Source organism: Actinomadura sp. DC4, from assembly GCF_030406325.1.
In the GTDB taxonomy this organism is placed as follows: Bacteria; Actinomycetota; Actinomycetes; order Streptosporangiales; family Streptosporangiaceae; genus Actinoallomurus.
Genome location: NZ_JAUEQY010000010.1, coordinates 258114 through 276118, shown reverse-complemented (window position 1 = coordinate 276118; position 18005 = coordinate 258114). Strand labels below are relative to the sequence as shown.

The 18005-nt window shown below is 70.4% G+C and carries 9 protein-coding genes; 3 read left to right on the top strand and 6 right to left on the bottom strand.

Annotated features, from left to right (window positions below):
* Window positions 1-3: 3 nt before the first annotated feature.
* Both QWU11_RS19260 and QWU11_RS19255 read right to left on the bottom strand, forming a co-directional pair.
* A complete protein-coding gene (locus QWU11_RS19260; protein WP_290114059.1) occupies window positions 4-5748 on the bottom strand; it encodes a type I polyketide synthase in 5745 nt (1914 codons plus the stop codon).
* Window positions 5749-5785: 37 nt separating this feature from the next.
* Entirely contained in the window at window positions 5786-6754 is a 969-nt protein-coding gene (locus tag QWU11_RS19255; protein ID WP_290114277.1) for a DUF1702 family protein, read from the bottom strand.
* Between the two features lie 698 nt (window positions 6755-7452).
* On the opposite strand from QWU11_RS19255, the gene QWU11_RS19250 reads away from it, so the two are divergent.
* Window positions 7453-8214, top strand: coding sequence for an alpha/beta fold hydrolase (locus QWU11_RS19250; RefSeq protein ID WP_354670858.1), 762 nt, complete (start codon window positions 7453-7455; stop codon window positions 8212-8214).
* A gap of 204 nt (window positions 8215-8418) precedes the next feature.
* Here the strand turns inward: QWU11_RS19250 and QWU11_RS19245 are convergent, their stop codons facing one another.
* Entirely contained in the window at window positions 8419-9474 is a 1056-nt protein-coding gene (locus tag QWU11_RS19245) for a glucose-1-phosphate thymidylyltransferase (RefSeq protein ID WP_354670861.1), read from the bottom strand.
* A gap of 1248 nt (window positions 9475-10722) precedes the next feature.
* On the opposite strand from QWU11_RS19245, the gene QWU11_RS19240 reads away from it, so the two are divergent.
* A complete protein-coding gene (locus QWU11_RS19240; RefSeq protein ID WP_290114040.1) occupies window positions 10723-11526 on the top strand; it encodes an AraC family transcriptional regulator in 804 nt (267 codons plus the stop codon).
* Window positions 11527-11687: 161 nt separating this feature from the next.
* Here the strand turns inward: QWU11_RS19240 and QWU11_RS19235 are convergent, their stop codons facing one another.
* From QWU11_RS19235 to QWU11_RS19225, 3 genes are all read right to left on the bottom strand, one after another.
* Window positions 11688-12680, bottom strand: a complete 993-nt coding sequence (locus QWU11_RS19235; RefSeq protein WP_290114038.1) for an enediyne biosynthesis protein — start codon at window positions 12678-12680, stop codon at window positions 11688-11690.
* Window positions 12677-14644 (bottom strand): CRTAC1 family protein, encoded by a 1968-nt coding sequence (locus QWU11_RS19230; protein WP_290114036.1) that lies wholly within the window; start codon window positions 14642-14644, stop codon window positions 12677-12679. The genes QWU11_RS19235 and QWU11_RS19230 overlap by 4 nt, the downstream gene beginning before the upstream one ends.
* 285 nt (window positions 14645-14929) lie before the next feature.
* On the bottom strand, window positions 14930-15919 hold the full coding sequence (locus QWU11_RS19225; protein WP_290114034.1) for a DUF1702 family protein: 990 nt from the start codon (window positions 15917-15919) through the stop codon (window positions 14930-14932).
* Between the two features lie 297 nt (window positions 15920-16216).
* Here QWU11_RS19225 and QWU11_RS19220 point away from each other — a divergent pair, with 297 nt between their 5' ends.
* On the top strand, window positions 16217-17791 hold the full coding sequence (locus tag QWU11_RS19220; RefSeq protein ID WP_290114022.1) for an MFS transporter: 1575 nt from the start codon (window positions 16217-16219) through the stop codon (window positions 17789-17791).
* Window positions 17792-18005 lie beyond the last annotated feature (214 nt).

Below are 18005 nucleotides of genomic sequence, written 5' to 3'. Positions count from 1 at the left end.
GGCTCAGGACCGCCCTCCGGCGAGGACCGCGAACACCACGGGGTCCGGGGTTCCTCGCAAAGTCGTGACGAATGTCGTGATTTCGAGTTCGCCCGAGGCGAAGATCACCCATCCGTCCTGCCGCCGGGCCATCGCGAGCGGGGCGTCCGGCGGCAGACCGGCCTTGGTCAGGCACTCCGCCGCCGACCACACGCGCGTGCCGGCCAGGTCCAGGCCCTCGCCCGGCTCGGCCGCCACCAGGTCGGCCAGCGACCGGCGCCGGCCGAGCAGGCCGTCCCAGTCCTCCGCCGGGCGTCCGGTCACCGTCTCGACGTCGCAGGCCAGGGTGCCGGTCGCGGCGACGCACAGCGTCACCCCGGCCCCGTGCGACGCGGAGATGGCCCGGTCGCCGTCGACCTCCGGCCGCCCGTCGGGCCGGTAGCGGACCGTGACGCCGTGGCCGAGGGCACGGCCGGCGGCCTCCGCCGTACGTGCCCGCCGCTCGTCGCCGTCCGCCGGTTCGCCGTGCGGCTCGACCGCCACCGCCACCTGCGCGCCGGTGAGGTCGCCGAGCATCCGCTCGATGTAGGGCCCGAGCAGCGGCGCGACCCAGGGCCCCGAGCCGTCCGTCTTGCGCACGGCCTGCAGGCGCAGGCCCTCCCAGCGCTCGACGACCGTCCCGTCCCCGGTCCGTACGGCGATGTCGTAGGTGTAGGTGTCGCCGTCGCGCGACCGCTCGGTGGCGCAGTAGCGCACGCCGCCGGCCTCGGCCACGCCGTCGCCGGCCGGGTAGATCCGGTCCACCCCGATCGGCAGCAGCGTCGCGTGCGGGACGCACACCTGGTTGCCGTGCATCAGCGCGTCGCGCATCCCGGGATCGCCCAGGACCAGCCCGCCGGGCAGGAACCCGGCGAACCAGCCGGCCGGCCGTTCCACCGACAGGTCGGCGTCGACGTGGCGGGCGGCGGCCCGGTGGTAGCGGCGCAGCCGGTGGAAGGACCGGCCCTGGAACAGCACGCTCCCGTACAGGTCGGCCGCGGGGTCGAGGGGGACGACGGGCAGCCCGGAGACCTGGTCCGGCGGCCCGTCCGGCGCCTGGGCGCCGTCGAACCGCAGCCGGGCGCGGAAGTGCTCCGCCGCGAACCCTGTCTCCGCGCTGCGGATGGCCACCTCGACCGTGTCGTCGCCGGTGACGACCGCGGCGACGCGGATCACCGTCTCGCCGTCGGGCGGCACCACGATGGGCCGCAGGAACTCCGCGTCCTCGATGACCGGCACCGCGGACCGCCCGGTCGCCGCCCCGGCGACCTGGGCCATCGCCTCCATGCCGAACACCGCGGGGAACAGCAGGTTGCCGTCCAGCAGGTGGTCGGCGAGGTACGGGTCGGTACCCGCGTTCAGCGCGACCTCGGTGACGAGCTCGACGCCGTGGTAGCGGATCAGGCTGCGGCCGACGAACCGCAGCAGCGGCAGTGCCGGCAGGTCGTGCCGTACGGTGTCGATGCTCCCGGTCCGCCCGCTGATCACGATCACGGTGGGCGCGTCCGGGTCCGCGACGAGCCGCCGCATGATCTGGACGCCCTGGTCGGGGTGGATGGCGGTGATGCCGTCGCGGGAGAGCCCCTCGACGACCGACAGCCGCTCGCCCATGCCCACGCCGGACCAGACCGACCACTCCATGCACAGGCTGCGGCAGCCCGGATGGCGGCCGGCCACCTCCCGCGTCAGCTCGGCCAGCCAGTCGTTGGCGGTGGCGTAATGCCCCTCGCCGCGCAGCCCGGCACGGCCGATGATGCTGCCGAAGGTCACGAGCAGCCGCAGCCGGTCGGGTTCGATCGCCGCGAGCACGGCCCGCAGGCCGTCGATCTTCGGGGCGAGTGTGCGGCGGAACGCGGCCGCGTCGAGGCCGGTCAGCGCCGCGGGCTCGTTGAACCCGGCGCCGTGCAGGACCGCGGTGACCGGCCCCAGCTCCTCGGTGATCTCGGCCACCGCGCGGTCCACCTGGTCGGCCCGGGTGACGTCGGCGCGGAAGTAGCGCACGGTCGCGCCCTGACCGGCCATACGCGCCAGGTTCGCGGCCAGCTCCTCGTCCGTCTCCGGATCCGAGCGGCCCAGCAGGGCCAGCCGGGCGCCGCTGTCGGTCGCCACCGCGAGCGCGCACTCGGCGGTGATGCCCTTGCCGCCGCCGGTCACGAGCAGCACGTCCGAGCCGTCCAGCGGCTGCTCTCGTCTCGCCGGCTCCACGGGCATCGCCCGCAGGGTCGGCACGCGCCGTACGCCGGCGGTGTCGTAGTGCGCCTCGGTGAAGCCCGTGGTCGCCGCCACCTCGTCGACGATCCAGCCGACCGCCTCCGCGGCGACCGGGACCTGCACGAGGGTGACGCGTAGGTGCGGCGCCTCCTGCCGCAGGGTCTTGACCAGCCCGGACGCGCCGCGACCGTGCTGGACCAGGACGAACCGGCCGTCCGGCGGCTGGGCCGTGGCCGCCTTCGCCGCCTCCAGCGCGGTGGCCAGGTGCTCCTCCTCGCATTCGGGCGGCAGGCACACCAGGACGCCCGCGCCGACGTGCGCGCGCTGCAGCGCCGCGCGCAGCGGCCCGGCGAGCTCGGAGCCAGCGTCGAAGAGCTGCCAGGACCCGTCGTCCTCGGCGTCGACTCTGGCCGGTCGCGGCAGCTCGTCCAGGTCCAGGGCGAACGGCCGCGCCCACGTCGCCGCGCCCTCGATGACCGGGGCGACGGCCGCGTCGCCGCCGGTCTCGGCGAGCGTGTCGAGCGTCGAGGCCAGCTCCCCGATGGTGGCGGTCGCGACGTTGGGCAGCGACTGCGCGACGGTCAGGCCGAGCCGCTGGGCGGCCTGGTTGACGAGCTGCCCGACGGTGATCGAGCTGAGGTGCAGGTCGTCGAGCAGCCGGCTGTCCTCGCCCACGGTCTCCAGCGGGAGCTCGGCCCGCTCGGCGGCCAGCCGGCGCAGCAGCTCCATGCTGGACTCCCCGGTCGCGTCGCCGGGTTCGGCGTCGGGCTCGGTCATGAACGTGGCCGCCGCGCCGATCGCGTTCTGCGGCGCCCGCTCGCACGGGCTCGCGAAGAACGAGAACTCCGCGCCGATCTCGATCGGCCGGGTGAACCGGCCGCGGAACAGCACCTCGTGGCGGACGGGCGCGCCCATCACGTACGCCGCGCCGGCGATCCGCAGCAGCCCGGACAGCGACTCGTCGTCGGTGTCCAGCGCCACCGCGGGCACGTCGACGCTGCCCTGGACCAGGCCGCTGAGCACCTGGCCGGGGCCGACCTCGACGAACAGGTCGACGTCCTTGGCCGCCAGCGCCAGCGCCTGGGCGAACAGCACCGGCTCGGTGATCTGTCGCCGCAGCAGCTCCGGGATGTCGGTGTCGGGCGCGAGCGCCTCGCCGAGCACCGTGGAGACCACCCGCCGGTCGATCGACCCGAAGCGCTCCTCGGACAGCCGCCCGGCGAACGTGTCGGCGGCCGGTGCGACCAGCGGGGAGTGGAAGGCGTGCGAGACCCGCAGCCGGGTCCAGCTCACGCCGGCCGCCTCGGCCCTGGCCCCCGCCGCCGCCACGGCCTCGACCGCGCCGGCGATGACGGTCTGGTCCGGGCCGTTGTACCCGGCGATCACGACCGGCAGGCCGGTGATGAGGCCGGACACGACCTCGGGCCCGGCGCTGACACCGGCCATCGTGCCCGAGGCGCTGTACTCGGTCATGGTCTGACCGCGCACCCCTGCCACCCGGAGCAGGGTCCGCGCGTCCAGGCCGCCCGCCCAGTGCAGGGCGGAGATCTCGCCCAGGCTGTGCCCGACCGCGACGCTCGCCCGCAGGCCGAGCGTCTCCATCGCGCGCAGCCCGGCCATGGACCCGGTCACGATGCGCGGCTGGGCGACGGCCGTGGCCACCATGTCGCCCGCCGAGGGCAGCGCCGCCGCGGCGTACACCTCGTCGACCTCGGCGAACCGGCGCCGCAGCGCGCCGCCGCTGGTCCCGCTGCCCGAACCCTGGCCGGGGAAGAGGAAGCCGAGCCGGGCCGGCCGGGTAACGTGGCCCATGAACGCCCGGCCGCCGCTCACGGTGGTCATGGTCGTCTCGCCCGCGTCGAGGCTCTCCAGCAGGCTCCGCAGCCGCGTCTCGGCGTCCTGCGGGGAGGAGACGATCACGGCCGCGCGGTACGGCAGGTCGCGCAGCCCCCGCTGCGCCTCGGCGGCCAGGTCGGCGAGCTGGGCGTACGACAGGGCCGGCACCCAGCCGGCGAGCTCGGCGAGCCGCTCCCGCAGCGCCTGCGGCGACTCGGCGTCGACCAGCAGCAGCTCGACGTCCTGGACCGAGGCGGCCAGCGCCTCGTACGCGGGGCCGTGCGCCTTACGCGGCGCGCCGCCCTCCAGGACGATGTGCGTGTTGATGCCGCCGAAGCCCATGGCCGTGACGCCGGCGCGGAACGCCGCGTCCTCGGGCCACGGCTCGGCCTTGCGCAGGACACGGAGCCCGGCCGCCTCCTCCGACAGCACCGGGTGCGGGTCGAAGCACCCGGTGGTCGGGGGCAGCACCTGGTGGTGCACCGCGAGCGCGGCCTTGATCAGGCCCGCCACCCCGGCCGCGGCCTTGGTGTGGCCGATCATGCCCTTGATGGTGCCGATCGCGGCCGGAGACTCCGCCGAGCCCGCCCCTGCGCGCGCCTGTGAGAGCGCGGTGAGCTCGGTGGCGTCGCCGACCTCGGTGCCGGTGCCGTGGCCCTCGAACAGCGCGACGGTGTCGATGCCGAAGCCGGCCCGCTCGTACGCGCGGCCCAGCGCCAGGCGGTACCCGTCGACCTCGGGGCGCGTGATGCCGCCCTTGCCGTCCGAGGAGATGCCCCAGCCCGCGACGCTCGCGTAGACGTGGTGACCCCGGTCCACCGCGTCCGCCTCGCGCATCAGCACGACCATGCCGCAGCCCTCACCGGGCCAGAACCCGTTGGAGCCGCGGTCGTAGACCCGCATCTCCCGCTTGGCGAGCGCGCCCGTCTTGGCGAAGCCCACGATCTCGAACGGGTCGATGGACAGGTCGACGCCGCCGGCGACGGCCACGTCGAGCTCGCCCTCACGCAGGGCCCGGCAGGCCGTCGCGACCGACAGCAGCGACGACGAGCACGCGCCGTCGACGGTGTAGCCGCCGCCCTTCAGGTCGAAGTAGTTGCAGATCCGCCCGGCGATCGTGTTCGAGAGCCCGCCGGCGAGCGTGTCCTCGTCGATCGGCGGGAAGGGGCTCTTGTAGCGCTGTTCGAGGTCGGCGAGGAACCCGGCCGTACGGTCCTCGTCCCAGTCCAGGTCGCCGAGGGCGGCCGCGAGCGTGCGCCGCACGTACGGCCAGCGCAGCCGCATGAGGTTGGCTCGTGCGAACTCCCCGGTCAGCGTGTTGCCGACGATCACGCCCGTACGCTCACGCGGCAGGCGCTCCCCCGACGGGTACCCCGCGTCGGCGAGCGCGCGGGCCGCCGTGTCCAGCGCGAGCCAGTGCGTCAGGTCGGTGGACCGGTAGGTGCTACCGGCGATCTTGTAGCCGACGCGGTCGAACTCGTACCCCTCGATGACCGCCGCCGTACGGGCGTAGAACCGGTCCGGCGCGGCGGGGTCGGGGTCCCAGTAGTCCTCCAGGCGCATCCGCTCGTCCGGCAGCCGGCGGAAGGCCCGGCGTCCTGCGACGACGTTCTCCCACAGCTCTTCCGGCGACGCGGCGTCCGGGTACCGGCACGCCATGCCGATGATCGCAACCCTGGTCATGCCGTCTCCGCCCGCTCCGCGTTCTCGTTGTGATGACTCACCTGCCGGCACCTCCCAGAGGTACGAACTGTTCGGCGATCCGCTGCCGCCAGACGTCGTGGGCGGTCAGTTCGCCCTGGTCGCCGAAGTCCGGACGGGTCTCGTCGCAGACCCGGGCCGCCTGCTCGGGTGTCATCCCGCAGAGCACCTCGGTCGCGAGGTGCGTGTGCGGCACGACCAGACCGGCCCGCACGCGTGCCTTCGCGGCGAACGCGCTGCCCTGGGCCACCTCGGGACGGTGCGGTCCGGCGCGCTTGGCGAACCTTCGCAGTTCGTCCTCGTCGACGCCCCCGGCGTACGTGGCGGCGAGCCCGGCTCCGCTGTAGAGGTCGGCCCGCCGGGAGGCGTCGAACTTCTCGATCATGTCGGCCACGTAGTCGGGGTCCGTGCCTCCGACGAACCACATCGCCCGCCCGACGCCCTGGTCGATGGCCCGGTCGACGTAGGACGCGGGGCCCTCGAAGGGCCAGGGGAAGTGCGGCTCGCGGTACTGCTGATGGACGTAGCGGTCCGTCTTGAAATAGGCCTGGTGGAAGCCGTAGCCGTCCAGCGCGAACCAGCGCAGCAGCGGGTCCGGCGCCTGGACCTTGGACCAGCGGAACCTGGGCAGCCGCGCCATCGCCCAGCCCATCCCGACGTAGGCCATGTAAATGTGGTCGTGCCCCTCCCCGGCGAGCAGCCCCGCGAGCCTGCGGCTTCCGCCCATGGGAAGGGCGTCCAGGATGGTGAGACCCATCGCCGCGCCCTCATAGGCGAACCCCCGGAACCTCGTGGGGATCTCCTCCAGGCGTGCCTCCGCGTCGTTGGTCGTCTTCGCCTCGACGGCGTGGCCGAAGCCGGCGAGGAATGTCGCCCCGACGGTCTCGAGCAATTCCCTGGATTCGTCGTTCTTTATCCGGAAACCACGCGTGCTGAGCTTTGTATCCTCATTGCTCGGAGTCAGAATGCGACGCCTGATCGCCCGCAAGTAACCGGCCAATGTGTCCTCCTCGGCTTACCGAGATACGCCGCAAATCTGGCGCACTCTCGTGCAATCTATGCGGATCCGTGGTGATGACGCCCACTCCCAGCGTGCGACACCGGACACGGCGCGAAATGAACCGCGTATATTCACAGCGGCCGGTGGCGATTGCTCGCCACCGGCCGCTGCTGCCCCCGCGAAAAGAGTTCTGCAGGCGGGCCGTTGCCGTGGGCTCGACGGCCGCGCCGTTGCTCGGTTGAACGTCCTCTCCAGGACGTGCCCTCATGTTCCGCCACATCGGCCCGGAGGTGCATCTCTCCGATTGCGCGGAGACGGGCGGGCCCGCGGCGGCTACGCGTGATGATGCCGATAACACCGCCGGACGTCTTCTTGTAAATTGCTGAAATCTCTCCGGTCCTTACCGTTTCCGTAATGACCAGGGTGAACACGCCGCCCGGCCGGCGTTCCGGCGGCCCAGCCGCGTCTGCTCACGGACTGACACGAAGCCGCTGCTCACAGGCATGCCGTCTCGGCGGCGACTCCGGGCGGCCGGACGGTTCACCATTTCGACCTCGGCCGATCGTCATGTCCCGGGCCAGGCCCACCGTTCCATGTAATGCGCGTTTTGTCAGAAAGCCCATTCAGCATGTTCGTCCCGGAGTAGCCTTACGCGGCAAACCCTTGATGAAGGAGGTTGGGCCACGGTGAAGACGTTCGTGTTGATTCCCGGCGCCTGGATGGGCGGCTGGGTTTGGGAACCGGTGGTCCGGCCACTACGCGAACACGGCCATGACGTTCACGTTGTCACGTTGTCAGGATTGGGTGGAGACGACGGCGATAGGTCGCTCATAGGCTTGGACACGCACGTCGACGACGTTCTTTCATCGATTGCCGAACACGACTTGCACGATGTCATCCTGGTGGGACACGGCACCTCGGGCGTTGTCGCGGGCGTGGTCGCCGATCGCGCCCCCGATCGCGTGACGCACGTCGTGTACGTCGAGGCGTTCCTGCCGCATGACGGAAGCTCGACCCTTGACGCCTTTGCCGCGCCACTCCGCACGGACGAGCTTCGCGCCATCGCGGAGAACCACGGCCGGTGGCCGGTCCCCGACGCGGCGGCGGTGAGCGAGGGGCAGGGGCTGAGCCCCGAGCAGGCGCGCTGGCTGGTGGACCGTTTCGTCGACCACCCGGGCCGGCCGCTGACCGATCCCGTACGCCTGGCGCATCCGCTGGAGAACCAGCGGGCGACCTACGTCGTGTGCCGGCTCGAGCACTTCGACGAGCGGCTGGCGGACGACGTCGAGCGGATGCGCTCGGCGCCGGAGTGGACGTTCCGCTACCTCGACACCGGCCTGTGGCCGATGGTGTCGGCCCCGGGCGACCTCGTCGCGCTGCTGGAGGAGGTCCCGGAGAACGACGACCACCCGCCCGGTACGCACGCGGCACACCCGAGGTCTCGCTGAGCACGACCGCTCCGGCCGGCCTCCTCCCGACGTTCCGTCCGCGCCGCCCGCCATCCCCCGCTCCGCGCGCCGGCCGCGCGGCCCCTCGCCGACGGGCCACCAGGAGCGGGTGGGCGACGGGGGTCGGGCCGGCGGCGGCGCCCATCCCGCTCCGCAGGTGATCCCCCGCGGCCGGGATCAGGGCCCGGACCGTACGGCACGCGGTCAGGCGGCGATCTCGATGCGAGCGTGGTCGCCGACCACCAGGCGATGGTGGACCTCGCCGTCGACGCTCGGCCCGATCGTGGCCGACCGGCCGATGATGGACTCGCGCAGGCCGGGAGCGCCCGAGATGGACGCGCCGGCCAGGACGATCGAGTCGGCCAGACGGGTCGTACGGATCACGCAGCCGGGGCCGATCGCGACGTTCGGCCCGATGTTGCTGTCCTCGACCAGGGTGTCCGGGCCGACGATCGCCGGCCCGACCACCCGCGAGCGCACGATGCGGGCGCCCGGTTCGATGACGACGCGCCCGCGCAGGTCGCTCGCCTCGTCGACCTCGCCCGCGACCGAGGGACGCAGGTCGCTCAGCAGCCGGCGGTTGCACTCCAGCGCGTCGTCCACCTGGCCCGCGTCCTTCCAGAAGCCCGCGTACTCGCGCGCCCTGACCTCCGCGCCGTTGCCGAGCAGCCACTGGATCGCGTCGGTGATCTCCAGCTCGCCCCGTGCGCTGGGCTCGATGGCGGCCACCGCCTCGTGGATGGCCGCGGTGAAGAAGTACACGCCGACGACCGCGAGGTCGCTGCGCGGCTCGCTCGGCTTCTCCACCAGCCGCTGGACGGTGCCGTCCGCGTTCACCTCGGCGACGCCGTAGGCGCGCGGATCCGTCACCTTCTGCACGACGATCTGCGAGGCCGGGCGCCGCGCTCGGAACTCCTCCGCGATGTCGGCGTAGCCGTCCTGCAGGACGTTGTCGCCGAGGTGGAGCACGAAGTCGTCGCCACCGAGGAACTCCTGGGCCATCCGCACCGCGTGCGCCAGCCCCAGCGGCTGGTCCTGCCGCAGGTAGGTGATGCGTGCGCCGAAGCGCGAACCATCGCCGATCACCTCGGCGATCTCCTCCGCCCAGTCGCCGACGACCATGCCGATCTCGGTCACCCCGATCTCGGTGACATTGCGCAGAACGTGTTCGAGAACCGGTTTGTTCGCAACCGGAATGAGCTGTTTCGGCATGGACCAGCTGATCGGGCGGAAACGAACCGCCGACCCACCTGACAGCACCAGAGCCTTCACGACGAACTTCTCCTTAATGGTGATGAAAGCGCGCCCTGGCCGTGTTCCGCCGGCACGCGCACCGCACACCCCGGCGGCCGTCCACGATGCCCATCGTCAGACGCGGCCGGAGCGCGGCGCATCTCGCTGATTGCCACGTGGGACGGGGATGGGCGCGGGTGTTCAACCCGGCCGACAGGCACCGCGGCTCGCTCCAACGGATGTCCACAAGCCGTGGATAACTACACCCGGAACCCGTCTCGGTGGGCACACGTGACGTCGGCGGAGCCGCCGGACCGTACCCGCGAGGAGGCGGATCGCGCCACAACCTGCGGTTCGATCTGCCTGTCAAGGGGAGTAAGCGTAATCTAACTCTGCGCCGTCCCAGGCATTTGCTGCACGTGCAGCAATAGATAACTCTGATATTAAGAAAATCGATCCTTGTGCATCGCCGAGAGCGATGTATCTTATGGGAATCACATTGTTCGGCCCGGATCCGGGCTGGATTGCACTGCCCGCCTCCAGCGGAGGAAGGCCGCACAATCCATTCACCGAGCGTGATATTACACTGTGATATTACGGATTGTGAGGTAGCGGCAGCAGTGCATCGCGGAGCCATTCCCCGGCCGGCGCTCTCGAAGGTCATCGAGAAAGCACCGGCTGTCGCGGATAAAGTGAACGATACGTTCACTCTCCCGGCTCCCCGACCTGTCGATCAGACGACGCTCACCGCTGCCGCCGACACGACCGCCGGCGCGCCTCTGCGTTCGAACGCGGATTCTCCGCACTCGAACGCGGAAACCGACGGAGCCGGACCGCCGCACGCCGTTTACCGCGGCCGGATCCGGTCCCGCCGGGCGCCCCCCGGGGCGGTGAGAGGCTAGCTCCACCAGCCGGTCGCCGATACACCGGCACGTCAGGTCACGCCGAGTCCTCCACCCGGACCAGCGGCGCCACCTCCGCCACCCCTCCCTTTCCGACGCCTTCCCCGCCATGCCCGCGAACGCCGCGAAATGGCTAGATATTGGCGCCCTAAACATTTACCTGCAGGCCGTTTATTCGCAACACAGAATGATCGCCGGCGGTCAAAAACGTTCACTTACCTCTATGTATATTTGTCCGATTTCTTATTACTCTGAGGAACGAGTGCTTGATATGGCCGCAGTCAAGGACGCGGCCGTGAATCCGGGCTCTTCGGCATCCGTTGAGTCGACCGATCGGCGAACAGGAGTGGCTGTGGTGAAGACGCGACAGGAAATGACGCGTCCGCGTTGGGACCAAGACGCACGAGAGCCCATCGACGAGGGGCTGGAACGGGCCGTCATACGCGTGATCGATACGATGAGACAGAATCTCAGTGAACAGCTCACGGTCGATGACATGGCTCGAGCGGCGAGGTTCAGCAAGTTTCACTTCAGCCGGGTCTTCCAGCGGGTGACCGGAGTCTCGCCGGGACGTTTCCTGTCGGCGATGCGGCTTCAGGAGGCCAAGCGGCTGCTGCTGACGACTTCGCTCAGCGTCGCGGACATCACGTTCCAGGTCGGCTACAACAGCGTGGGGACCTTCAGTACGCGATTCAAGGAGTCCGTCGGCCTTTCGCCCACGCAGTACCGCCGGTTCGGCGGCTACACGAAGGACATCGCCACGGACGACCGCCGGCGCGGCCTGCGGTCGACCACGCTCAGAGGCGAGATCAAGTCCCCGCCGGACAACCCGGTGGGGACCGTCTTCGTGGGGCTGTTCCCCGACTGGATCCCCCAGGGTTTCCCGGTCAAGTGCACGGTGCTGCGGACCCCCGGCCCGTACGAGCTGGCGGACATCCCGCCGGGCACATGGCACCTGCTGGCACACGCGGTCGCTCCGGGCCAGGAGCACGTGGCCGGCTTCGACGCGGACCGGCAGTCGCTGGTGGTGGGCGCCAACGGCCCCATCGCGGTGCGGTCGGAGACCAGCCTCAAACGCGTCAATCTCCAGCTGAGACCGATGCGCATCCTCGACCCGCCGATCCTGCTCGCCCTCTTGGACGTACGCGAAATGGCCCTGAGCAAGCAGGCCGGCTGACCGACGGACGACGACGCCCGTGGGACCCCGACAGGGACTCCCACGGGCGTCGTCGTGCACTCGCCAGGGCGACGGGAAAGGCCGTGGGGGCGAGGACAGGTCCTCGCCCCCACGGCCGGGGGCCGTGCCCCGGACCGGCGGTCACCGGCCCGGGGATCGGGCTATGCCGGGATGCTCTGCGTCCTGCCGGGGACCGCGACCTCGCCGGCCGCCCGCTCACGGCGCCGGCGGCGTAGGTGCGCCACCCACCAGCCGAGCCCGCGGAGGGCGCAGACGATCGAGGTCGCGTAGAACAGCGTGTACACGACGTTGAACGCCATCAGCACCCCGTACGTCGCCGCGATCCCGCTGCCGAACATGAACTGCGCCCGGCCCTTCGACGGCGTCGTACCCGGATCCGTGACCATGTAGTTCGTGAACAGCACGAAGGCGACACCGCTCATCACGCCGAATGCCGTGAACAGGGAGATGTCCCAGATCCAGTGCCGGATCAGCGCCTGGATGTAGAACCCGCCCATCCAGCCCATGATCAGCATCACCCGCTTGGTGAGCATGGCGTTGATGACCGTGCCCGCCGTGGCGATCACCAGGGGGATGCCGATGCGGAAGAAGCTGTTCGCGTACTCGGTGAACTGGTACGGCGGGGCGATGCTGAGCCACGTGCCGAAGGTCAGCAGCGTCACCGTGATGCCGAGGTTGGAGGGGTTCATGAAGTGGCGCCAGCGTCCGGCGATCGGCGCCTTCAGGAAGTGCTTCTGCCCGACCGCGACGACGACGGCGAAGCCGATCGGCCACCACAGGTCGTTGGCGTACAGCAGCATGTTGCACGCCAGGCTCGTGATGTGCGCCGGGAGTAAGAACTCGTACATGCCCCGTGGGCCGTTCCCGCGGAAGCGCGGTGGGCGCTTCTCCGCCCACGCGCCGATCATCTCCAGGACCAGTTCCGTGGTGTAGCCGGTCGCGAGGGCGAAGAACGGCCAGATCCACGGCTGCTCGAAGCCGAGCACGGTGTAGCCGAGGATGTTGAAGATCGAGAGGGAGATGGCGAAGTTCCGCAGCGCCAGGTAGCGGTTGTCGGGTGCGGCCTTGGTGCCGCTCGCCGCCGGCGAGGCGGGGGCGGAGGCGCTGTTGGCCGGTTGGACGGTTGTGGTCATCGGGTCGTGGCCTCCTTGGCCGCGCTGTCCAGGAGCAGGGAGTGGTTGCCCGGGTTCAGCTGGAGGGTCTGTTCGCGCATCTGGCCCGCCTGGCACCACTCGATGTGGACGCTGACCGGGCCGTTGTAGGAACCGAGGCCGAAATTGACCTCGAAGCTGCGCTTGCCGCTGTGGCCGCCGCCGCCGTCGAGCCGGGAGATCTGCGTACGGCCGTCAGGCGTACGGATCTGCACGGTCGCGCCGTACGCCGGTGAACCGGTCCCCTGCAGGTTCGTCCCCGGCTCGGCGCCCGCCACCGGGCGGTACAGGTCGAGGCCCAGGAAGTTGCCGCGGCCGGGCGTGTTGTTGGCGAAGAACGCCGGCGGGCCCCACTGGCGTGCGACCGCGAAGTCCAGGGCGCCGGTGCCCCGGGTGTCGGCGGTGGCGATGCCGCGGGTCGGGGTGGGCGCGCCCGTGCCGAGTTCCTTGGTCACGTTGACGTACGTCCCGGTCGGGCTCGAACCACGCCGGGAGTAGAAGGCCATCGGCTGGTCACCGGCGATGTCGTCACCGGGCCGCGCGTGGGGCCACATCTTGGGGTTGGTGTAGATCTGGTCGTTGCTCATGGCCAGTTCCTGCAGCCACGGCCAGCGGTTGATCGTGCCCTTGATGAAGCCCTCGGCCTGGAGGATCTCCAGGTTGCCGTCGTTGCGGAAGTCGCCGGCCTTCACGTCCCAGCCCCAGCCGGTCCAGGCCAGCCCCATCTCCTGGGCCTTCTGGGAGAACGGGGCGTCGCCGGCGGCCATCTGGCGCTTCGCGTCGGCGGCGTCCTTGGCCGTGTTCATCCAGGTGAAGTTGCTCTCCTCGAGCCCCCACGCCGTGGTGATGTTGCTGACCATCATGTCGAACCTGCCGTTGTGGTTCAGGTCGGCGAAGTCGACGCCCATCCCCTTGAACGAGCTCTTGCCGAGCACGAAGGACTTGGGCGTGGTCGGGCCGCGGTGGCCGAGGGCCTCGCTGAACAGGATGTGCCCCGGCGTGGACCGGTTGTAGAGCAGATGGTCCTTGCCGAAGTCGTTGGCGACGTACAGCTCGGGCATCCCGTCGCCGGTGAGGTCGGCGCTGGAGGCCGCCAGCGTCCACCCGGTCGAGGCCTTGTACGGGATGGCACTCTTCTGCTCCACGAAACGGGCCGAGGGGTGCTTGCCGGAACTCCCCGAGAACCAGCGCATCATGTGCGCTCCGCCGCCGTTCTTGGCGTTGGACATCGAGGTGTTCATCGTGACGTTGTTCTGGCCGTGCGGGTCGAGCACGTCGGAGTCGGGGAAGTAGTTGGCGACCAGGATGCTCGGGTGCCCGCTGCCGTCGAAGTCGGCGACGTTGACCGCGTTCGTGTTCCACCGGGGGCCGTGGTACTGCCCGTCGAGTGACTGGTTGGCGATCAGCTCGGTCGGCACGTACGTGCTGGGCGACAGCCCCTTCGCGTCCGACCTGGCGAGGAACAGGATCGGCGTACGGCCCCAGTAGTTGACCAGCAGGTCCATCCGGCTGTCGCCGTTGAAGTCACCCGGTGTGCAGCCCATGGGCGCCATCGCCGCGTCCATCGGCAGCGGCGCGCCGTTCAGGGTGAAGGGGGTGAACCGGTCCTGTGCCGGTGCCGTCGGCGTGTAGGTCACCACCACCTGGTCGGTACGCGTGTCCACCAGGCACATGGCGTCCGCGTGGCCCCGTCCCCACAGGTCGGTGAGCGCGACCGACGCGCCGACCGCGGAGATCCAGGATCGGATGTGGTGGTAGACCGGGTTCACCTTCCGTACGGTCTGGACCGGCCGGTAGCCGGGAGGCATCGCGATCGGCATCTCGGTGAACTTGTACCGGGAGGCGATCTGCTCTCGCTCCGAGCCGGAGGCCGAAGGAAGCCGCGCGACCAGAAACAGGGTCAAGATGGCGGCGAGCGCGATGATTCCGGGAACGGATCTCCGCATTCTCGTGTTAGAGGAAGACATCGTTTCCTTTTCCTTGGGAATTCACTCTGGACTCCTGTGGTCGTGGCTCAATAGGCCACCCTTCGACTTTCCGCATTCGACCGAACGAAATGCGGCGATCGGAACCGATCCAGACTTGTAGCAACCTACGGAAAACTAAACGGCAGCGGCATTGAGAGGGTCTACTCTGAGCGTGCGATTCCTGACCGCCGTCATCCGGGCACGCCGATATGCCCGGCCCTCACGCATAAGCGAATGGAGAAGGCCGGGTGGTGCCCTTCGCGGTCAGCCGGTCAGCCGGTCGGCGGGCACGCCGAAACGCTCACGGATGTTCTGCCGCCACTGCTCGTACGGCGTCACCGGACCCGGGGCGTCCGCGCCGACGGCGGTGCCGTCGGCGATCTCGACGGCGCCGTCCATCGACAGGTCGGTCAGCGCGCGGAGGGCCTCCTGCGTGTGGTCCGGGACGAAACCGGAGTAGCTGCGGGCCCTCGCCGCGAAGATCGAGCCGAGCGCCAGCTCGGGACCGAGATCTCCCGCCGTGGCGCGCAGCGCGCCCAGCCCGGCGGCGTCGCAGCCGCCGGCGAAGGTGGAGGCGAGCCCGACGCCGGCCCACAGGTCCGGCTGCCGATGGACGGCGAACCGCTCCACCGCCGCCGCCACCGCGGGCGCGTCACCTCCGTGGATGAACCACAGCGCCCGGCCGATGCCCTGGTCGACGGCGCGGAGGAAGTAGTCCGGCGCCCCGAGCCAGGGGTAGGGCTTGGGCACCTCCTGCCGGTCGACCCAGCGGTCGGTGTGGAAGTAGGCGAGGTCGAAACCGTAGCCGTCGACGGCGAGCCAGCTCATCGTCGGATGGAATCCCGAGGCGAGGTCGGGCAGCACCTTCTTCCACAGCGGCCGGGGCAGCCGTGCCATCGCGAACCCGATGCCGATGTAGGCCAGGAAGATGTGCGGCTCGCCGGAGCCGTCGAGCAGGTCACGGGTGCGGGTGCCGCGGCCCGGGCCCATCGCGTCGAGGATGGTGAACGCCATCGTCGCGCCCTCGTACGCGAAGCCGCGCAGCTCGGCGTCGACCATGTCCAGCCGCCGTTCGAGCTCCCACTGGTCACGCGCGTCGATGCCCCACTCGAACCCGCAGACGACCGACTGCGGAATGGCTTCGAGCCGCCGCGTCGCGTCCGTCGGCTCGACCGGGAATTTCCGTCCGGCGAAGCTCACCTCGCTTAGAGACGGTGCGAAGACGAGCCTGCGAAGCGCGCCAATGATCGGCATGGGTTCTCTCCTCGCCATCCTCGGGAAGATGCCCTCATCCTCATGCGTACTGACCGGGATCTGCATCTTTCGCCGTGCGCTCAGTCCATCCGCGGATCCGGGCACGGCCGATCGAGCAACTCAGAAGTCGTCGCGCCCGGCGAAACGTATGACACTTCGAATGGATGAATTACGCAGCCGCCGGCACGCGCCCGGCCGCCCCCGAACGGCGGGACCGATGAGTTTTCCGCCCGCGCGTCGTCTCAACGAAGACGATCGCCACTCCGGCGGCGGCCCGCGACGAAAAGGAGCACTGGTATGACGACCGGCGCACCACCGCAACGGGCCGACTGGAGAGTCTGGACCGGTCTGGCGGTGCTGGCACTGCCCACGCTTCTGGTGTCGATGGACATCAGCATCCTGTTCCTCGCGCTGCCCCGGCTGAGCGAGGACCTGGGGGCCGGCGGCATCCAGCAATTGTGGATCATGGACATCTACGGCTTCGTGCTGTCCGGCTTCCTCATCACGATGGGCACGCTGGGCGACCGGATCGGGAGCAAACGCCTGTTGCTCATGGGCGGCGGCGCGTTCGGCGTGCTCTCCGCGGTCGCGGCCTTCTCCAGCAGCCCGGAGATGCTCATCACCTGCCGGGCGCTGCTGGGCATCGCGGGCGCCACCCTGATGCCGTCCGGCTACGCGTTGATCCGCAACATGTTCCTGGACGACAAGCAGCGGTCCATCGGCTTCGCGGTCTTCATCACCTGCATCATGGCCGGCGGGACGGTCGGCCCGGTGCTCGGCGGCATCCTGCTGGGCCGGTTCTGGTGGGGCTCGTGCTTCCTCATCGGCGTCCCCGTGATGCTGCTGCTCCTGGTCGCCGGCCCGCTGCTCCTGCCGGAGAACCGCAACCCGCAGGCGGGCCGGCTCGACCTGGTCAGCGTGGCGCTGTCCCTGCTGGCCATTCTGCCGGTGGTGTACGGCTTCAAGGAGCTGTCCCGCAGCGGGCTCGAGGCCACGCCCGTCTCGGTGGGGCTGGCCGGCGTGGCGTTCGCCGTGCTGTTCGTCGTCCGCGAGCTCCGGTCGCCCGAGCCGCTCCTGGACATCCGGCTGTTCGCGAACCGCACCTTCGCCGGCGCTCTGGTGATCATGCTGCTCGGCTCGTTCCTGACGGCCGGCATGATGCTGCTGTTCGTCCAGTACCTGCAGCTCGTCAAGGAGCTCTCGCCGCTGCGGGCCGGGGTCTACATGATCCCCACCGGCGTCGCGACCGCGCTCGGCGTGATGCTGGCGCCACTGCTCGCGCGGCGGCTGCGCGCGGCCTACGTGATCGCCATCGGCCTGTGCGTCGCCGTGGTCGGTCTCGTCATCTTGACCCAGGTCGGCCCCGGCACCTCGGTGGTCGTGTCGCTGGGCGCGGTCGTCATCACCAATATGGGCGTCGGCCCGTTCGTGACGCTGTCCACCGAGGTGATCCAGGGCGCCGTGCCGCCGCAGAAGGCGGGGTCGGCCGGCGCGGTGTCCCAGACCAGCGGCGAGGGCGGCGTCGCGCTCGGCCTGGCCGTGCTCGGCGGCATCGGCATCGCCGTCTACGGCAGCCGGGTGGTCATCCCCTCCGGCCTGCCGGCCGGCGCGGCAGACGCCACCAAGGAGAGCCTCGCCGGGGCGACGGCCGCCGCGGCGCGGCTGCCCGCCGCCCAGGGACACGCGCTGCTGACGAACGCGCAGCACGCCTTCACCTCGGCGATGAACGTCGTCGCGGTCATCGTCGCCGTCCTGGCGGCGCTGCTCGCCGTCATCGCCGCGACGACGTTGCGGGACGCCGAACGCCCGGGCGAGGGCGCTCCCGTGGAGGAGGCGGGTGAGAGCGCCCGGGTGGCGCCGGTCGAGTCCTGAATCTCGCCCGCGCCAGGCCTCATCGGTGATCGTGGGAGAAACCTCCTACGCCTACCAATGAGGCTTATTCGGCGTTCATAATACTTTTTCGTCAATTGTCACTGATTGGCGAAGAAATCACTAATAAATGGAATGAGCACGCCTGAGAAGTTACGATCGCTCCGGTCGTAGTTCGTCTCTCGTGTCCCATGCGGACCTCACGCTGAGGAGTGCT

Bases quoted from the DNA above. Each gene is read 5' to 3' on its own strand.
- QWU11_RS19260 (WP_290114059.1), bottom strand. From the start codon at position 5,748: ATGACCAGGGTTGCGATCATCGGCATGGCGTGCCGGTACCCGGACGCC.
- QWU11_RS19240 (WP_290114040.1), top strand. From the start codon at position 10,723: ATGACGCGTCCGCGTTGGGACCAAGACGCACGAGAGCCCATCGACGAG.
- QWU11_RS19235 (WP_290114038.1), bottom strand. From the start codon at position 12,680: ATGACCACAACCGTCCAACCGGCCAACAGCGCCTCCGCCCCCGCCTCG.
- QWU11_RS19230 (WP_290114036.1), bottom strand. From the start codon at position 14,644: ATGCGGAGATCCGTTCCCGGAATCATCGCGCTCGCCGCCATCTTGACC.
- QWU11_RS19225 (WP_290114034.1), bottom strand. From the start codon at position 15,919: ATGCCGATCATTGGCGCGCTTCGCAGGCTCGTCTTCGCACCGTCTCTA.
- QWU11_RS19220 (WP_290114022.1), top strand. From the start codon at position 16,217: ATGACGACCGGCGCACCACCGCAACGGGCCGACTGGAGAGTCTGGACC.